Below are 16,151 nucleotides of genomic sequence, written 5' to 3'. Positions count from 1 at the left end.
AGCAGTAGCAGCGGTCAGGGCTTGAGCCGCAGCGGGAGCGCGTGCAGGGAGCGCTGGAAGAAGTCGCGGTGCCAGCGCACCTCGCCGGGGTCGCAGGCGAGCGTCATGTCGGGGAAGCGGCGCAGCAGCGCGGTGATGGCCACCTGCGCTTCGAGCCGGGCCAGCGGCGCGCCCAGGCAGTGGTGCACGCCGTGGCTGAAGGCCAGGTGCGGGTTGGGGTTGCGGGTGATGTCCAGCCGGTGCGGGTCGGGGAAGGCCTGCGGGTCGCGGTTGACCGAGTGCACGGGCACGATGATCAGCGAGTGCGCGGGGATCACGGTGCCGCCGACCTCGATGTCCTCCGTCGCGTGGCCCTCGATCAGGGACAGCGAGCTGTCGTAGCGGAGGAACTCCTCGACGGCGCTGCCGATGAGGTCGGGCTGGGCGACGAGCAGGGCCTGCTGGCCGGGGTTGCGCACCAGGGCGTGGACACCGTTGGTGATCAGGTTCACGGTGGTGAGGAAGCCGGCGAAGATGAGCAGCATCACCGTCGCGACGAGCTCCTTCTCCGAGAGCCGGTTCTCGCCGTCGCGGGCCTCGATCAGGCCCTGGACGAGGTCGTCGTTGGGGTGGCTGCGCCGGTACTTGATCAGGTCGCGGACGTACTCGCCGATGGCGGCCTGCCGCGCCCTGAAGTGGTCGACCGGGTTGCCCGCGTAGTCCTCCTCCAGGAACCAGAAGACGCTCTTGTGCCGCAGGTCCTCCAGGTCCTCCACCGGCAGCCCGAGGAGCTCGCCGATGACCATCATGGGCAGCGGGTAGGAGAAGTCCTCCATCAGCTCCGCCTCGCCGGCCCGCTCCATCTTGTCGAGCAGCTCGTCGGTGAACCTCTCCACCTGAGGCCGCAGCAGCTCGATCCGCCGCCGGGTGAACGCCTTCTGCACCAGCTTGCGCAGCCGGGTGTGCTCGGGCGGGTCGGTGCTGACCATGTTGTCGGCGAAGGAGCTCTCGGCCTTCTGCCCGTCCTCGTGCACGACGTCGGAGTGGTGCGCGGCCTTGCTGAAGCGCGGATCGGTGAGCAGCGGGCGGGCGTCCTCGTAGTGCGGGACGAACCACGCCTCCAGCCCGATGGGGGTGCCGAGGCGGTGCACCCGCCCGCTCGCCCGCAGCTGCTCGTAGAAGGGGTAGGGGTCGGTCAAGGCCGCATGGGGGATGCTGCCGATCGGAACGGTCGCCGCCTCTGGCATCTGTGCTCCTCAGTAGGTCTCAAAAAACGTCGTCAGGCGAGCCAGCGGCCGTCCCGCATCACCGTCCGGTCGGGGATCTCTCCGCGGTGCCGCCAGGTGAGGACGCGCTGAGGCGTGAGGAAGAGGTAGACGCAGCCCGGCACCCGGCTGGGGTTCACGGGCAGGTTCGCGAGGACGGACGGCGCGTCGGCGGGCAGGTCCTCGTGCGCCACGATCTCCACGGTGCCGTCGATGAGCACAACGTCCGCCGGGTCGCCGAGCGCGGCGCGGCAGTGGCCGTCCTTGCGCAGGTTGCGGGCCGTGACGTGGCTTTCCTGCGTGGCCATCACCAGGCGGGCGCCGTCCCAGACGCACCCGAGCGGGACGAGGTGGGCGCCGGACTCCCCGCCGGTCGCGAGCCAGGCGAACCTTTCGCTCGCGAGCTTGCCGAGCACGTCGGCCTTGCGCTGGGCGAGCTCGCGGGGAGGGGCGAGGCCGGCTCCCCGCGCGGCACTGGGCGCGGTCATGGTGAATCCCTTTCGCACGAGTTTCAGAATGCGGATACGGCGGCCGCGGCATTTCCTATGAGCGCGAGCACGGCGAACGAGGTCCGCACGATGTTCCATTTCCCCCACAGGCCGCGCGGGTCTTTCCAGTCGGCCGGAATGGCCTGCGGATCGAGTGATTTCACGCGCCGGTTGATCGGCACGTTCCGAGTCTGTGAAACGGCGCCGACGCCGACGAGGCAGACGGCCGAGACAATGAACAGGGTGCGCGCCTGGCCGGGCCCGGAAAGAACGGCCAGAATGACGTCGAGGACCGCCGAGGTGCCGACGATGATCGGCATCATCGGGTCGTAGGCGCGGCCCAGCAGCTTGTGGGCCGCGACGTAACGCTCGGGGGTCATGGCCTGCATCGCCGGCCATACGCCGACGGCGTGGGTGAACAGCACACCCGCGGCGATACCGCTGGTGACCAGCACCGCGGCGGTGAGAATCTGGACCATCACGAATGTCGCTCCTCCCTCTGCCACCACCCCGAAGTATCCGGGCGGCCCCTTGAGGCGGACTCGAATATGACTGGGGAAAAGCGGTCTAATGCGGGCTTGAGCCCGCTTCGAGGTCTCCTCTAGCCGCCCCGGTCATGATGCTGCACAGGAAAGTAGTCCGCCTGGCAGGGAGGCCTCTACATGACGATTACTCGGGCGTCGAAGGTGAATGTCGACGAGATCAAGCCGAATCGGCGGCGCGGCGGCGACATTCGCGTTCTGCTCGGTCCTGCGACGGTCGGCGCCACCTCCGGATTCATGGGGCGGCTCACCCTGGAGCCCGGCGAGTTCGTGTCCGAGCATTACCACCCCTATTCCGAGGAGTTCCTCTGCCTCATTCAGGGGGAATTGCTCGTGCGGCTGGACGGCACGCCGGTGCGGCTGGTTCCGGGTGAGGCGTTGCACGTGCCCATCGGTGTCCGGCACCGGGTGGAGAACCCGGGCGAGACGCAGGCCGTCGCCGTCTTCCACCTCGGGCCGCTGGCGCCGAAGCCGGAGCTCGGCCACGTGGACACCGAGCCGCTCCCCAACGCCGGGGAGCCCTCGCTCAACGTCGGGGACCAGAAATGACCGGCAGACGGGTGGCGCTCACCGGCCTCGGCGTCGTGGCGCCCGGCGGCACCGGGCGCAAGGCGTTCTGGGAGCTGCTGACCGCGGGCCGTACGGCGACGCGGACGATCTCGATGTTCGACGCCGGCGCGTTCCGGTCGCGGATCGCCGCGGAGTGCGACTTCGACCCGGCCGCGGAGGGCCTCAGCGCCCGCGAGATCCGGCGCATGGACCGCGCGGCGCAGTTCGCCGTGGTCTCGGCGCGTGAGGCGCTCGCGGACAGCGGCCTGGACCCCTCCGACCTGGAGCCGACGCGCACCGGCGTGACGCTGGGCAGCGCGGTCGGCTGCACGATGAGCCTGGAGGAGGAGTACGTCGTCGTCAGCGACTCGGGCCGCAACTGGCTCGTCGACTCCTCCTACGGGATGCCGCACCTGTACGGGCACCTGGTGCCCAGCTCGCTGGCCGCCGAGGTCGCCTGGACGTGCGGCGCCGAGGGCCAGGTCACGCTGATCTCGACCGGCTGCACGTCCGGCCTCGACGCCGTCGGGTACGGGGCGCGGCTGATCGCGGAAGGCTCAGCCGACGTCGTCCTGGCCGGCGCGACCGACGCGCCGATCTCCCCGATCACCGTGGCCTGCTTCGACGCGATCAAGGCGACCTCACCGCGCAACGACGACCCGGCGCACGCGTCGAGGCCGTTCGACCGCGACCGCAACGGCTTCGTCCTCGGTGAGGGCGCCGCCGTGTTCGTGCTGGAGGACCTGGAGCGGGCCCGGCGCAGGGAGGCGCACGTCTACTGCGAGGTGGCCGGCTACGCCACCAGGGGCAACGCGTACCACATGACCGGGCTGAAGCCGGACGGCCGGGAGATGGCGGAGTCCATCAGGGTGGCGCTGGACCGGGCCAGGCTGAACCCGGACGACGTCGCCTACATCAACGCCCACGGCTCGGGCACCAAGCAGAACGACCGGCACGAGACGGCCGCGTTCAAGCGCAGCCTGGGCGACCACGCCTACCGGACGCCGGTCAGCTCCATCAAGTCCATGGTGGGGCACTCGCTCGGCGCGATCGGCGCCATCGAGGTGGCCGCCAGCGCGCTGGCCATCGAGCACGGCACGGTGCCGCCGACCGCGAACCTGGAGACGCCGGACCCGGAGTGCGACCTCGACTACGTGCCCAAGGTGGCCCGCGAGCAGCCGGTGGACGTGGTGCTCAGCGTGGGCAGCGGCTTCGGCGGGTTCCAGACCGCGATGGTGCTCACGGCCCCCGGCCGGGAGGCGGCATGAGCCTGGCTCAGGACGCGCCGGTGATCACCGGGATCGGCGTCGTCGCCCCCACCGGCATCGGCGTCGCGGAGCACTGGGCCGCGACGCTGAACGGGAAGCGGGCGATCGACAGGATCACCCGGTTCGACGCGGAGTCCTACCCGGTGCGCCTGGCGGGAGAGGCGCGGGGGTTCAGCGCGCCGGGCAACGTGCCCGGCCGGTTGATCCCGCAGACCGACCACTGGACGCACATGGCGCTGCTGGCCGCCGAGATGGCGCTGGACGACGCGGGCGTGGACCCCGCGGCGCTGCCCGAGTACGAGATGGGCGTGGTCACGGCCAGCTCGTCCGGCGGGGTGGAGTTCGGCCAGCGCGAGATCCAGGAGTTGTGGAGCAAGGGCCCCAGGCACGTGGGCGCCTACCAGTCGATCGCCTGGTTCTACGCGGCGACCACCGGGCAGATCTCCATCCGGCACGGCATGCGCGGCCCCTGCGGGGTCGTCGTCGCCGAGCAGGCCGGGGCGCTGGAGTCGCTCGCACAGGCCCGGCGGGTGCTGGAGGACGGCGCGCGGCTGGTGGTCAGCGGCGGCACCGACGGGCCGTTCAGCCCGTACGGGCTCACCTGCCAGATCTCCAACGGCCGGATGAGCACCCACACCGATCCCGAGCTGGCCTACCGCCCGTTCGACGCCGGCGCGGGTGGCTACGTGCCCGGCGAGGGCGGCGCGATCCTCATCGTGGAGGACGCGGCCAAGGCCAGGGAGCGCGGGGCGCGCAGGACGTACGGGGTGATCGCCGGGCACGCCGCCACGTTCGACCCGGCGCCCGGCACGGGACGCCCGCCCGCGCTGCGCCGCGCCATCGAGCAGGCGCTCGCCCAGGCGGGCCTGGCGCCGGGCGACATCGACGTGGTGTTCGCCGACGCCGCCGGCACCCCCGACCTCGACCGGGTCGAGGCCGAGGCGATCGCGGCGGTCTTCGGCGACCGCGGCGTGCCGGTGACGGCGCCCAAGACGATGACCGGCCGGCTCTACGCGGGAGGGCCGTCGCTGGACGTCGCCACCGCGCTGCTGGCCATCCGCGACTCGGTGCTGCCGCCCACGATCGGCGTCCGCGACCTCGTCCCCGGCTACGCGATCGACCTGGTCAGGGACGAGCCCCGGCACGCCGTGGTGCGCTCGGCGCTGATCATCGCGCGCGGGTACGGCGGCTTCAACGCCGCGCTCGTGCTCCGCGCCCCCGATACCGGCACTTCCACACAAGGAGAGGACCGATGAAGGAACTCACGCTCGACGACCTGCGGCACCTGATGCGGATCAGCGCCGGCGAGGACGAGTCGATCGACCTCGAAGGCGACATCATCGACACGGGCTTCAGTGACATGGGCTACGACTCGCTGGCGGTGCTGGAGCTGGCCAGCCGCCTGGAGCGCGACTGGGGCGTGGTCGTCCCCGACGAGGTCGCCGCCACGCTGGAGACGCCCCGCGCGGTGCTCGACTACGTCAACGAGCGGGCGGCGGTGAACTAGCCATGGCCGCCGGACACACCGAGAACGCGATCGTCATCTCCGCGCCGATGGACCTCGTCTGGTCCATGACGAACGACGTCGAGTCGTGGCCGGAGCTGTTCGACGAGTACGCCAGCACCGAGGTGCTGCACCGCTCGGGCGACACCGTCCGCTTCCGCCTGACCATGCGTCCCGACGAGAACGGCAACGCCTGGTCGTGGGTGTCGGAGCGGACCGCCGACCCGCGCACCCGCATCGTGCGGGCGCACCGCGTCGAGACGGGCTGGTTCGAGTACATGAACCTGCGCTGGGAGTACCGCGAGGTGCCGGACGGCGTGGAGATGCGCTGGCTGCAGGACTTCCGGATGAAGCCGGACTCCCCCGTGAGCCTGGAGCAGATGACCAGGCGGATCGACGGGAACTCGCCCGTCCAGATGAAACTGATCAAGGAGAAGGTGGAGCGGGCGGCGCGTCGGGTCAGGAAGGCGTGAGGCCGGGATGCCCGCGCACAGGGCCCGCGCGGAGCGGGCCGGCCGGATGACGGGCCGGGGCGGTGTGCCGTGACCGGGGTCGCGCTGCCGCTGGCGCTGCTGGCCAACGGGCTGGCGGCGGGCGTGCTGGTGGCCACGGTGCTCGGCGTCGTGCCGTTCTACATGACGCTCCCCGCGCCCAGCTACGTCAGGGCGCACGCCTTCGCCGTCGGGCGCTACGACCCGTTCCAGCCCGCCTGCCTGCTCATCACCCTGGCCGCCGACGTGCTCGTCGCCGTGGCGGAGCCGCGGATCGCGGTCCGGGTGCTGTGCGCGGCGGCGGCCCTGGCGGCCGGCTCGGTGGTGGTCGTGTCGCTGACCAGGACCCTGCCGATGAACCGCTGGGTCAAGGCGCAGAACCCCGACTCGCTGCCCGCCGGGTGGGACATGGAAGCCTTCCGCCGCACGTGGGCGCGGTGGAACGGGACCAGGACGTGGCTGGCCGTGCTCGCCCTCGTCCTGAACAGCTCCGCAGCCGTCGCGCTGCTCTGAAACGCGGCCCTGAAACGCCGCTGCGCGGCCCCGCAGACCAAGAGGAGAGGCAATCATGAGTTTCCGGCTTGAGGGCAAGAACGTCCTGGTCACCGGAGGAACCAGAGGGATCGGCCGGTCGGTCGTGCTCAGCCTGGCCCAGGAGGGGTGCAACGTCGTCGCGTGCTACCGCGGCGACGCCGAGGCGGCCGCGCGGCTGGAGAGCGACCTGGCGGCCACGTCGGGCAAGCACTGCGTCATCCAGGCCGACGTGGGCCGCGCCGACCAGGTCACCCGCCTGATCGACGAGTGCAGGACCAGGCTCGGCTCGCTGGACGTCGTCGTGCACAACGCCGGCGCCATCAGCCACGTGCCGTTCGCCCAGCTCGAACTGGCCGAGTGGCAGCGGGTGCTGGACACCAACCTCACCGGCATGTACCTGGTCCTGCACGGCGCGCTGCCGCTGATGTCGCAGGGCGGTTCGGTGGTCGCCATCGGCTCCAAGGCGGCCATGGTCGGCGTGCCGCTGCGCACCCACTACACCGCCTCGAAGGCGGGCGTGCTCGGCCTGGCCAGGTCGCTGTGCAAGGAGCTGGGCCCGCACGGGATCAGGATCAACGTGATCGCCCCCGGCATCATCTCCACCCACGCCGCCGAGGGCCTCAGCCCCGAGCAGGAGCAGCGCTACCGCAACATGACCGCGCTCGGCCGGCTCGGCGAGCCCGACGAGATCGCCGACGTCGTGCTGTTCCTGGCCAGCGACCGCTCCCGCTACATGTCCGGCGAGACCGTCCACGTCGATGGAGGGATCTGAGATGGCTGACACGCAGGTGTTCCGGGTGATGCTGCGGATGCAGATCCATCCAGGCAAGGAGAAGGAGTTCGAGCGGGTCTGGTACTCCGTCGCGGACGTGGTCGGCGAGAACCCCGCCAACGTCGGCCAGTGGCTGTCCAGGAGCGCCGAGGAGGACGGCGTCTACTACATCATGAGCGACTGGACCGACGAGGCCGGCTTCCGCGAGTTCGAGCGCAGCGACGCGCACGTCGAGCACCGCAAGAAGCTGCACCCCTACCGCTCGCACGGCACGATGACGACCAAGCACGTGGTGTTCGACCTCGGCCGCGAGCGCGCGGAGGCCAGACGATGATCGGAGCGGTCCGGGTGCTCGTCTACTACTCGGCCGCCAACGGGGACGCGGGCTCCGTGATCGACGCCTACCGGCGGGTCAACATGGGCATGCGCGGCACCGCGGGGCTGCTGAGCAGCCAGTTGCTGCGCTCGGCCCTGGACCCGAGCGAGTTCGCCGTGCTGAGCGAATGGCGCAGCCTGTCGGAGTTCAACGCCTGGGAGCAGGGGTCGCGGCACAAGGGGCAGACGTCCGCGCTGCGCTCCTACCGCGACGACGAACGCGGCAAGGGCTACGGGATCTATGAAGTCGTGGACCAGTTCTGACAGCCCCGGCTCCGGTGGGGCCCGCCCCGCCGGAGCGCCCGCTCCCCCGTACGACGTGCGGCGGGCGCTGCGCGCGGTGGGGCGGCACCTGTGGGCCGGACTGCAGGCAATCGGGCGGACCAGCTTCGCCGACGGGTGGTTGAGCGAGGAAAAGGAGCACCGAGGATGACCATCACCCTCCCCCCCAAGACCGAGGCGGCCGAGTGGATCCGGTGCGCGCGGTGCGGGGAGATCGTGTACGGCAAGCGTTTCGCCCGCGATCTCGGCGTGTGCCCCGGGTGCGCGCTGCACACCAGGATCACCGCCCGCGAGCGGATCGACCAGCTCTTCGACGAAGGATCGACGCAGGTCATCGAGGCGCCGCCGGTCCCTGAGGACCCGCTCGGGTTCGCCGACAGCAAGCCGTACCCCGACCGGCTGCGCGAGGCGCGGCACAAGTCCGGGCTGGACGAGGCCGTGCTGTGCGTGCGCGGCACGATCGACGGCCACGGGATCGTCGCCGCCGTCATGGACTTCCGTTTCATGGGCGGCAGCCTCGGCTCCGCCGTGGGCGCGCGGATCGTCGCGGCGGCCGAGGCCGCGCTGGCGCAGCGGGTGCCCTTCCTGCTGGTGACGGCGTCGGGTGGGGCGCGCATGCAGGAGGGCGCTCTGTCGCTCATGCAGATGGCCACCACCAGCCAGGCCCTGGCCGAGCTGGACGAGGCCGGGATCCTGACCATCGCGCTGATCACCGATCCGACGTACGGCGGGGTGGCCGCCTCCTTCGCGACCCTGCCCGACGTCATCCTGGCCGAGCCCGGCGCCCACGTCGGCTTCGCCGGCCCCCGCGTGATCGAGCAGACCATCGGCCAGGCGCTCCCCGACGGGTTCCAGACCGCGGAGTTCCTGCGGGCCAGAGGGCTCATCGACGACGTGCGTCCACGCGCGGAGCTGCGCGCCACGCTCGCCCGCCTCTGCTCGCTGCAGGCCGCAGCCGAGCGGGTGCCCGCCGCGGAGCCGTCCAGGCTGATCTTCCAGCCGGAACGGCTGCCCGCCAGGAGCGGCTGGACGGCCGTGCAGCTCGCCCGGCACGCCGACCGGCCCACGTCGCTGGACTACGCGCGCCACCTGCTCGAGGAGTTCGTGGAGCTGCACGGGGACCGGCTCGGTGGCGACTGCCCCGCCATCGTGGGCGGCCTCGGCAGGCTGGACGGCCGGCCGATCGTCTTCATCGGCCACCAGAAGGGCCACACCACCAGGGAACGGGTGGAGCGCAACTTCGGCATGCCGACCCCGGCCGGATACCGCAAGGCGGCCCGGCTGATGCGGCTGGCGGCCAAGCTCGGGCTGCCGATCCTCACGCTGGTGGACACGCCGGGGGCGTACCCCGGGCTGGAGGCCGAGGAGAACGGGCAGGCCTGGGCCATCGCCGAGAACCTGCGGCTGATGTCCACGCTGCCGGTGCCCGTCGTCGCCGTCGTCACCGGTGAGGGAGGTAGCGGGGGCGCGCTGGCGCTGGGCGTCGCCAACCGGGTGCTGGCCCTGTCCAACGCCGTGTACTCGGTGATCAGCCCCGAGGGGTGCGCGTCCATCCTGTGGAAGAGCCCGTCGGCCGCGCCGCTCGCCGCCGAGGCGTTGCGGCTGGACGCGCGGGAGCTGCTGCGGCATCGCATCGTGGACGGGGTGATCCCGGAGCCCGGGGAGGGCGCCCACACGGATCCGGCGGCCACCGCTCGGCTGGTGGGGGCGGCGGTGGCGGAGGCGTTCGACGACCTCGCCATTCATGAGCCGCGCAAGCTGATCGCGGATCGGCGGCAGCGGTTCCGCCAGTTCGACGCGGGGTCGCGATGAGCGCGCAGGAGGCCGCGGGGCGGGCGGACGGCGTCACCGGGCAGGAGGCCGCGGGGCGGGCGGATGAGGGCTCCACGCAGGCGCTGATGGGAGAGCTGTGCCGTCAGGCTGCTGAGCTGATCGCGGCCGGGGGCAGGATGCGCAGGGTCCGGCTGCAGGCCGGTGACGCGGTGGTCGAGCTGGAATGGCCGGACGTCGCCGCGGGCCCGCCCGTCATCGCCGCCGGTCCGCCCGCCACCGCACTCCCGCACACCGCACTCCCGCAGTTCGCGCCGCCCTACGCCGCGCCGCACGGCGTGACATACCCGGCACCGCACACCGCGCCCTACGCCGCGCCGCACGTCGCACAGGGCGTGGCGCAGGACGGGGCCGCGCAGGACGGCGCGGCGACGGCTGAGGGCGAGGAGCTGCGCCACGTCTGCGCGCCGATGGTGGGCACGTTCTACTGGGCCCCCGAGCCGGGCGCCGCCCCCTTCGTCGCCGTGGGCGACACGGTGGAGAAGGGCCAGCAGGTCGGCATCGTGGAGGCGATGAAGCTGATGAACCCGATCGAGGCCGACGTGTCAGGCGAGGTCGTCGAGATCCTCGTCCCGGACGGAACGCCGGTCGAGTACGGCCAGAAGCTGATCGCCGTCGCCCCGCCCGCGACCCACTGAACGACCGTTCCGACCGCGCCGGGAAGGCGCCTGGAGGCTCCATGTTCTCGTCGGTCCTCGTCGCCAACCGTGGCGAGATAGCGCTGCGCATCGCCCGTAGCTGTCGCGAGCTGGGCGTACGCGTCATCATGATCCACTCGACGGCCGACCGTGACTCGCCCGCGCTGCGCCTGGCCGACCAGCGGGTGCAGATCGGCCCCGCGATGGCCAAGCGCAGCTACCTCTACCCGCCCGCGATCCTGGAGGCCGCGCTGAACGCCGGGGCGCAGGCCGTGCACCCGGGGTACGGCTTCCTGTCCGAGGACGCCGACTTCGCCGAGATGTGCGAGTCGAAGGGGCTGACGTTCATCGGCCCGTCGCCGTCGGTGATCGCCTCGCTGGGCGACAAGACGCAGGCGCGCAACCTGGCCGCCGCCGCGGGACTGCCTGTGCTGCCGGGCAGCCCCGCGCCGCTGCGCACCGGGCAGGAGGCCAAGCAGGTCGCCGACGAGATCGGGTACCCGGTCATCATCAAGGCCGTGGCGGGCGGCGGCGGGCGGGGCATGGCCGTCGTCCGCGACCCCGAGGACTTCCTGCGGGCGTGCGCCGAGACCCGGACGAGCGCGCAGGCGGTGTTCGGCGACGGCCGGGTCTTCGTCGAGAAGTACGTCGAGAACGCCCGCCACATCGAGGTCCAGGTGCTGGGCGATCTCCACGGCGGCATCGTGAGCCTGGGCGAGCGCGACTGCACCGTCCAGCGGCGCAGGCAGAAGCTGATCGAGGAGTCGCCCGCGCCCGGCCTGTCCCCCGAGCTGACGGGGCGGATCCGGGAGGCGGCGGTGACCCTGGCGCGGGCCGTCGGCTACGCGAGCGCCGGGACGTTCGAGTTCCTGGTCGATCCCGCGGGGGCGTTCTTCTTCATCGAGGCCAACTGCCGGATCCAGGTGGAGCACCCGGTGACCGAGATGGTCACGGGCGTCGATCTGGTCAGGGAGCAGTTGCTGGTCGCCGCCGACCGCCCGCTGGGCCTGCGTCAGGAGGACGTGGAGCTCAGGGGCGTGGCGATCGAGTGCCGGGTCAACACGGAGGATCCGCGGCGCGGGTTCCTGCCGACGCCCGGTGTGGTGGAGGAGTTCCTGCCGCCGGGCGGGCCGTTCACCCGGGTGGACACGCACGGCGCGAACGGCGTCTCGATCGGCGCCGAGTACGACTCCCTGCTGGCCAAGGTGATCGTGTGGGCTCCGGATCGCGATCAGGCCGTCGCCCGGATGCGGCGGGCCCTGAGCGAGTTCCGCGTGTCGGGGCGCGGGATCTGTACGACGATCGGGTTCCTTCAGGACATCATGGCCGACGCGCGGTTCCTGGAGGCGCGGCACACCACGTCGCTCGCCGACGTCATGGTGGCCGCGGACTCGTAAGGAACGTGGGCTCTCAAGCGGAACGCCAGGCCCGGCCTTGAGCCGGGCCCGGCTCGCGTCTCACAGGGCGCAGCCGGCCTTCCGCGGTGACCGGTCACGCACCGAGTCACGCACTGGGTCACGCACTGGGTCGTGCAGCGGCCGGCGCCCGTTCCGCCCGGCCAAGGCGGGCTCGGGCGAGCGGTCGATGGACGCGTGCGGCGCGTGCGGCGCGTGGTCGAGGGCCAGCACCGTCTGCTGCAGCTCCCGCATCTCGGACCCCGGCTCCAGCCCCAGCTCCTCCCGCAGGATGGAGCGCAGGTTGTGGTAGACCTCCAGCGCCTCGTGCCGCCGGCTCTCGCGGGAGAGCCCCTCCATGAGCCTCAGGTGGAACCACTCGTCGAGCGGGTGGGTCGCGGCCAGCTCCTTCAGCTCGGCGATCGTCTCGTGGTGCCGCCCCATCCGCCACCACGTGTCGATCCTGAGCTTGACGGCGTGGACGCGCAGCTCCTCCAGCCGGGTCCGGTAGATGGCCAGCCTGGGCCCGGCGACCACGTCCGCGAGGGCCGACCCGTGCCACAGGTCCAGGGCGGCGCACAGGGTCGCGGAGGCGGGTTCGAGGTCGTCGGATTGCAGGTGCCGGCGGGCGACGTCGATCAGCCGCTCGAACTCGACGGCGTCCAGCATGCCGCCGTCCACGGACAGCAGGTAGGCCCCGTGCTTGGTGAGGAGGCGGGGCCCGTCCTCCTCCTCGCCGTTGCGTGTCAGCAGCTTGCGTAGTTGGTAGACGTAGGTCTGCAGGGTGGTGAGCGCGCTCACGGGCGGGTGGCCCTCCCAGAGCTCCTCGATCAGTGCCTCGGTCGGCACGACCTCGTTCGCCGAGGACAGCAGCAGCGCGAGTACGCTGCGCTGTTTCGGAGCGCTCGGTGTCAACCGGCGCGGACCATCGTGGATCTCCAATGTTCCGAGCACCTGAAAACGCATCTCGCATGATCCTCACGTAGCGGCGTTGACTTGTGGGTCTTCCCGTACCTGAAGGAATTTCGCGATCCCCTCGGATGCCTTTCTAGTTGACTGCGGTAAAGCGCCGCTTTCGTCTCTCTTTCGCGCTCAATTGGGCGTGAGGTCCCGGTGACGCGACGGAAATGCCGGCTGTGACATGGCCGCCGCCAGCCGCCGGCGGGCGACGACGAAGCCCGTCGCCGTCAGCAGGGCCAGCGCGGCGAGCGCGAGGTAGTACACAGGCTGTGGATCCCCGGCGGAGACCAGCCTGCCCAGCAGGCTGCCGAGGCCGCCGCCGACGCCCGCGAACATCCAGTACAGCGCCATGGTGCGGCCGGCGAACGCGGAAGGGGCGAGGTCCACGGTGGCGCTCATGACCGTCGGGCCGAGTATCACCTCGCCGCACGCCAGCGTCAGCAGCACGAACAGCAGCCACAGCGGGGAGACGCGCTCCCCGCCCGCCGCCAGCATGGCCGCCACGCTGATCACCCCGAAGCCGGCGGCGGCGAGCCAGTGCCCGAATGCGATCTTGTCCACTACGCCGACCTGACGGCCCTTACGCACCAGCAGCCACGCCACCCCGGGCGCGGCCAGGAGGATGAACAGCGGGATCGCCGACTGGAACCAGCTCGCGGGCACCAGGAAGCCGCCCAGCTCGCGGGCGGTGTGCCGCTGCGCGAAGAGGCTCAGCGTCGAACCGGCCTGGATGACGAACATCCAGAACAGCGCCACCGACAGCAGCACCCAGCGGAACGCCGACAGCCGCCGGCTCTCCTCCGGGCTGAGCCGGGCCCGGCGGCGCAGGACCGCGAAGTAGACGAACGGCGCGGTCAGCGTGACGAGGCCGACGAGCGCGATCCCGTGCGTGATCGCGAAGGCGCCGGTCAGCACGGCGCCGGTCAGCAGCACGCCCACGACCGCGGCGGCGATCGCGATCCGTCTCGCCACGGTACGCAGTTCGTCGCGGCTCGCCGGATGCGCGGGAGCGCGGCCGATGGTGCCGAACCTGCGCGAGCCGATGGCGTACTGGATGACGCCGAACGTCATGCCGAGGCCCGCCGCGCCGAACCCGAGGTGCCAGTTCATCCGCTCGCCCAGGAAGCCCGTGACGAGCGGCGCGAGCAGCGCGCTGATCTGGATGCCGATGTAGAAGACGACGAGCGCGGCCTCACGCCGGTTGCTCTCGTCGGGGCCGTAGAAGCGGCCCAGCAGCGCCAGCATGTTCGGCTTGAGCAGGCCGGTGCCCACGGCGATGGTCACCAGGCCGAGATAGGCGGTGGGCCGGGCCGGCACCATCATCAGGTAGTGGCCCAGGGCGATGACGACGCCGCCGTAGAGCGTCGCCCGGTGCTCGCCGAGAAACCGGTCGCCGAGCCAGCCGCCCGGCATGGAGAGCACGAAGATCAGGCCGACGTAGGCGCCGTACAGGGCGACCGCGGTCGAGTGCGGCAGGTTCAGCCCGCCCTCCTCGGCGGGGGCCACCGCGAACAGGATCATGATGGCCTGCATCCCGAAGAAGCTGAACCTCTCCCACATGTCGGCCAGGAACAGCGTGGTGAGCCAGCGCGGCCTGCCGTGCGTCCGCGAGGTACTGGTCGGCGGGTTCATCACTCCTCCAGGGCTTGCCGTCGAACGGGTTCCCGTACACCCGTTCATGCTGCTGGGCACGGCTAGAGAGCAGGTCGAACGCCGGTCGAAGCGCCCCGGGCGGCCCCGGCGCTCCAGGCTCCCTCAAGCCGCGTGCGAGCCGCGGCGGAAAGACTGGCCCGAGATCGTTCGCGGCAGCCAGATACCGAGGAGAACCCCAATGGAACGCATCCTGGTCGTGGCACGCATGCGGCCCTCCTCCGAGGCGGAGGTCGCCGAGTTGTTCGCCGAGTCGGACCGCACGGAGCTGCCGTGGCTCGGCGGCGCCGTGAGCCGCAGCCTGTTCTCCTTCCAGGGCCTGTACTTCCAGCTCATGGAGGTGCGGGACAACGCCCAGCACACGATGAGCCAGATCCGCGAGCACCCGGAGTTCCGGCGCCTGAGCGAGCGGCTGACGGAGTTCATCGAGCCGTACGACCCCGACACCTGGCGATCCCCCAGGGACGCCATGGCGCACGAGTTCTACCGATGGGAGGCCGAGCCCGGAAGGGTCTCCCAGCTTCCTCGATGACGTCAGCCGACCGGCCGGCGATCGGCCGGGCCACCACAGTCACCGTTTCGGCGGGAGGGACGATGAGCACGAACAACAAGAGCATCAGCCGCGAGTCGCTGCTCGGGATGATGCAGGCGTACAAGACGACCAGCCTGCTCAGGACGGGCGTCACCATGGGGGTGTTCGACTGCCTCGCGGAGGGGCCGATCGACGCCGAGACCGTGGCGGGGCGGCTCGGCAGCGACGTCCGCGGCATGCGGATCCTGCTGAACGCGCTGGCCGCGGTGGGCCTGGCCGTCGAGGACGGCGGCCGGTTCGCCCTGCCCGAGCACGGCGAGCGGCTCCTGGTGAGCAAGAGCCCCGAGTACCTGGGCGACATGGTCAGGGTCATGGCCAGCGACTGGGAGTGGGACGCGCTGAAGAAGCTGCACGACGCCGTACGGCACGGCGGCACCGTCATGGAGGTGCACGCCGAGACGCCCGGCTACGAGTACTGGGAGGACTTCGCCTCCTACGCCGTCGCGGTGGCCCGCCCCACGGCCGCCGTCGTGGCCGACGCGCTGGAGCCGTGGGCGGCAGGGCGGGAGAGCCTGGACGTGCTGGACGTGGCCTGCGGGCACGGCATGTACGGGCTGACCCTTGCCCAGCGCAACCCGCAGGCCCAGGTGTGGGCGCTCGACTGGCCCAACGTGCTGCCGCTGACCGAGCAGCACGCCGAGCGCATGGGCGTCAGGGAGCGGGTGCACCGGCTGCCCGGCGACATGTTCGAGGTGCCGCTCGGCGGCCCGTACGACGTCGTCCTCGTCACGAACGTGCTGCACCACTTCTCGGCGGAGCGCGCGGGCGAGCTGCTGACCAGGCTCGCCCCCGCGGTCAAGCCCGACGGGAAGATCGTGCTGGTGGGCTTCACGCTGGACGCGCCGCCCGCCGAGGACCCCGCCCCGCACCTGTTCTCGATCCTGATGCTGACGTGGACGTTCGAGGGCGAGGTGCACACGGTCCAGGACTACACGCACATGCTGGACAGGGCCGGGTTCGTCGACGGCCGCCGGTACGACGTGCCGGGCCTGGCCTTCCGCGTCCTGGTCGCCGACAAGGCCCAGGGCTAGAGCCCAG

General features: G+C 71.6%; 19 protein-coding genes. 14 read left to right on the top strand and 5 right to left on the bottom strand.

All coding sequences use genetic code 11. The annotated features are described in order from the left end of the window. Window positions 1–14 precede the first annotated feature (14 nt). From ABD331_RS20825 to ABD331_RS20815, 3 genes are read right to left on the bottom strand one after another with little or no spacing between them, the layout of a single operon-like run. The gene (locus ABD331_RS20825; RefSeq protein WP_344477148.1) at window positions 15–1,226 is read right to left on the bottom strand and encodes a cytochrome P450 family protein; all 1,212 of its coding nucleotides are present in this window, start codon (window positions 1,224–1,226) and stop codon (window positions 15–17) included. A 32-nt stretch (window positions 1,227–1,258) separates the two neighbouring features. After that, window positions 1,259–1,732, bottom strand: coding sequence for a pyridoxamine 5'-phosphate oxidase family protein (locus ABD331_RS20820; protein ID WP_344477146.1), 474 nt, complete (start codon window positions 1,730–1,732; stop codon window positions 1,259–1,261). 23 nt (window positions 1,733–1,755) lie between these two features. Then, window positions 1,756–2,211 carry an anthrone oxygenase family protein gene (locus ABD331_RS20815; RefSeq protein WP_344477225.1) on the bottom strand — a complete coding sequence of 152 codons (456 nt, stop codon included), beginning with the start codon at window positions 2,209–2,211 and terminating at the stop codon, window positions 1,756–1,758. 183 nt (window positions 2,212–2,394) lie between these two features. Between ABD331_RS20815 and ABD331_RS20810 the strand changes: the two genes are divergently transcribed. From ABD331_RS20810 to ABD331_RS20755, 12 genes are all read left to right on the top strand, one after another. Next, window positions 2,395–2,823, top strand: a complete 429-nt coding sequence (locus tag ABD331_RS20810; protein WP_344477144.1) for a cupin domain-containing protein — start codon at window positions 2,395–2,397, stop codon at window positions 2,821–2,823. Continuing rightward, window positions 2,820–4,091 carry a beta-ketoacyl-[acyl-carrier-protein] synthase family protein gene (locus ABD331_RS20805; RefSeq protein ID WP_344477142.1) on the top strand — a complete coding sequence of 424 codons (1,272 nt, stop codon included), beginning with the start codon at window positions 2,820–2,822 and terminating at the stop codon, window positions 4,089–4,091. The genes ABD331_RS20810 and ABD331_RS20805 overlap by 4 nt, the downstream gene beginning before the upstream one ends. Then, a complete protein-coding gene (locus ABD331_RS20800) occupies window positions 4,088–5,347 on the top strand; it encodes a ketosynthase chain-length factor (RefSeq protein WP_344477140.1) in 1,260 nt (419 codons plus the stop codon). Before ABD331_RS20805 ends, ABD331_RS20800 begins: the two co-directional genes overlap by 4 nt. Next, window positions 5,344–5,598 carry an acyl carrier protein gene (locus ABD331_RS20795; RefSeq protein ID WP_344477138.1) on the top strand — a complete coding sequence of 85 codons (255 nt, stop codon included), beginning with the start codon at window positions 5,344–5,346 and terminating at the stop codon, window positions 5,596–5,598. Before ABD331_RS20800 ends, ABD331_RS20795 begins: the two co-directional genes overlap by 4 nt. 2 nt (window positions 5,599–5,600) lie before the next feature. Beyond that, window positions 5,601–6,068, top strand: coding sequence for an SRPBCC family protein (locus tag ABD331_RS20790; RefSeq protein WP_344477136.1), 468 nt, complete (start codon window positions 5,601–5,603; stop codon window positions 6,066–6,068). A 69-nt stretch (window positions 6,069–6,137) separates the two neighbouring features. Continuing rightward, on the top strand, window positions 6,138–6,599 hold the full coding sequence (locus ABD331_RS20785; RefSeq protein WP_344477134.1) for an anthrone oxygenase family protein: 462 nt from the start codon (window positions 6,138–6,140) through the stop codon (window positions 6,597–6,599). 55 nt (window positions 6,600–6,654) lie between these two features. After that, window positions 6,655–7,392, top strand: a complete 738-nt coding sequence (locus ABD331_RS20780; RefSeq protein ID WP_344477132.1) for an SDR family NAD(P)-dependent oxidoreductase — start codon at window positions 6,655–6,657, stop codon at window positions 7,390–7,392. Window position 7,393: 1 nt separating this feature from the next. Continuing rightward, window positions 7,394–7,726 carry an antibiotic biosynthesis monooxygenase family protein gene (locus tag ABD331_RS20775; protein ID WP_344477130.1) on the top strand — a complete coding sequence of 111 codons (333 nt, stop codon included), beginning with the start codon at window positions 7,394–7,396 and terminating at the stop codon, window positions 7,724–7,726. Next, entirely contained in the window at window positions 7,723–8,031 is a 309-nt protein-coding gene (locus ABD331_RS20770) for an antibiotic biosynthesis monooxygenase family protein (RefSeq protein WP_344477128.1), read from the top strand. The genes ABD331_RS20775 and ABD331_RS20770 overlap by 4 nt, the downstream gene beginning before the upstream one ends. Window positions 8,032–8,196: 165 nt before the next feature. Continuing rightward, window positions 8,197–9,861 carry an acetyl-CoA carboxylase carboxyltransferase subunit alpha gene (locus tag ABD331_RS20765; RefSeq protein ID WP_344477126.1) on the top strand — a complete coding sequence of 555 codons (1,665 nt, stop codon included), beginning with the start codon at window positions 8,197–8,199 and terminating at the stop codon, window positions 9,859–9,861. After that, the gene (gene accB, locus ABD331_RS20760; protein WP_344477124.1) at window positions 9,858–10,517 is read left to right on the top strand and encodes an acetyl-CoA carboxylase biotin carboxyl carrier protein; all 660 of its coding nucleotides are present in this window, start codon (window positions 9,858–9,860) and stop codon (window positions 10,515–10,517) included. Before ABD331_RS20765 ends, accB begins: the two co-directional genes overlap by 4 nt. A gap of 41 nt (window positions 10,518–10,558) precedes the next feature. Then, entirely contained in the window at window positions 10,559–11,914 is a 1,356-nt protein-coding gene (locus ABD331_RS20755; RefSeq protein ID WP_344477122.1) for an acetyl-CoA carboxylase biotin carboxylase subunit, read from the top strand. Window positions 11,915–11,974: 60 nt separating this feature from the next. Here ABD331_RS20755 and ABD331_RS20750 read toward each other — a convergent pair whose 3' ends face one another. Next, window positions 11,975–12,826 (bottom strand): AfsR/SARP family transcriptional regulator, encoded by an 852-nt coding sequence (locus ABD331_RS20750; protein WP_344477120.1) that lies wholly within the window; start codon window positions 12,824–12,826, stop codon window positions 11,975–11,977. A gap of 177 nt (window positions 12,827–13,003) precedes the next feature. Beyond that, on the bottom strand, window positions 13,004–14,503 hold the full coding sequence (locus ABD331_RS20745) for a peptide MFS transporter (RefSeq protein ID WP_344477118.1): 1,500 nt from the start codon (window positions 14,501–14,503) through the stop codon (window positions 13,004–13,006). A gap of 199 nt (window positions 14,504–14,702) precedes the next feature. Between ABD331_RS20745 and ABD331_RS20740 the strand changes: the two genes are divergently transcribed. Further along, on the top strand, window positions 14,703–15,053 hold the full coding sequence (locus tag ABD331_RS20740) for a TcmI family type II polyketide cyclase (RefSeq protein ID WP_344477116.1): 351 nt from the start codon (window positions 14,703–14,705) through the stop codon (window positions 15,051–15,053). Between the two features lie 62 nt (window positions 15,054–15,115). Continuing rightward, window positions 15,116–16,144, top strand: coding sequence for a class I SAM-dependent methyltransferase (locus ABD331_RS20735; protein WP_344477114.1), 1,029 nt, complete (start codon window positions 15,116–15,118; stop codon window positions 16,142–16,144). The last annotated feature ends 7 nt before the right edge of the window (window positions 16,145–16,151 follow it).

This window comes from Nonomuraea monospora, from assembly GCF_039531895.1.
Classification (GTDB): Bacteria; Actinomycetota; Actinomycetes; order Streptosporangiales; family Streptosporangiaceae; genus Nonomuraea; species Nonomuraea monospora.
The sequence above is the reverse complement of the archived record's forward strand: the minus strand, read 5'-3'. Positions and strand labels throughout refer to the sequence as shown.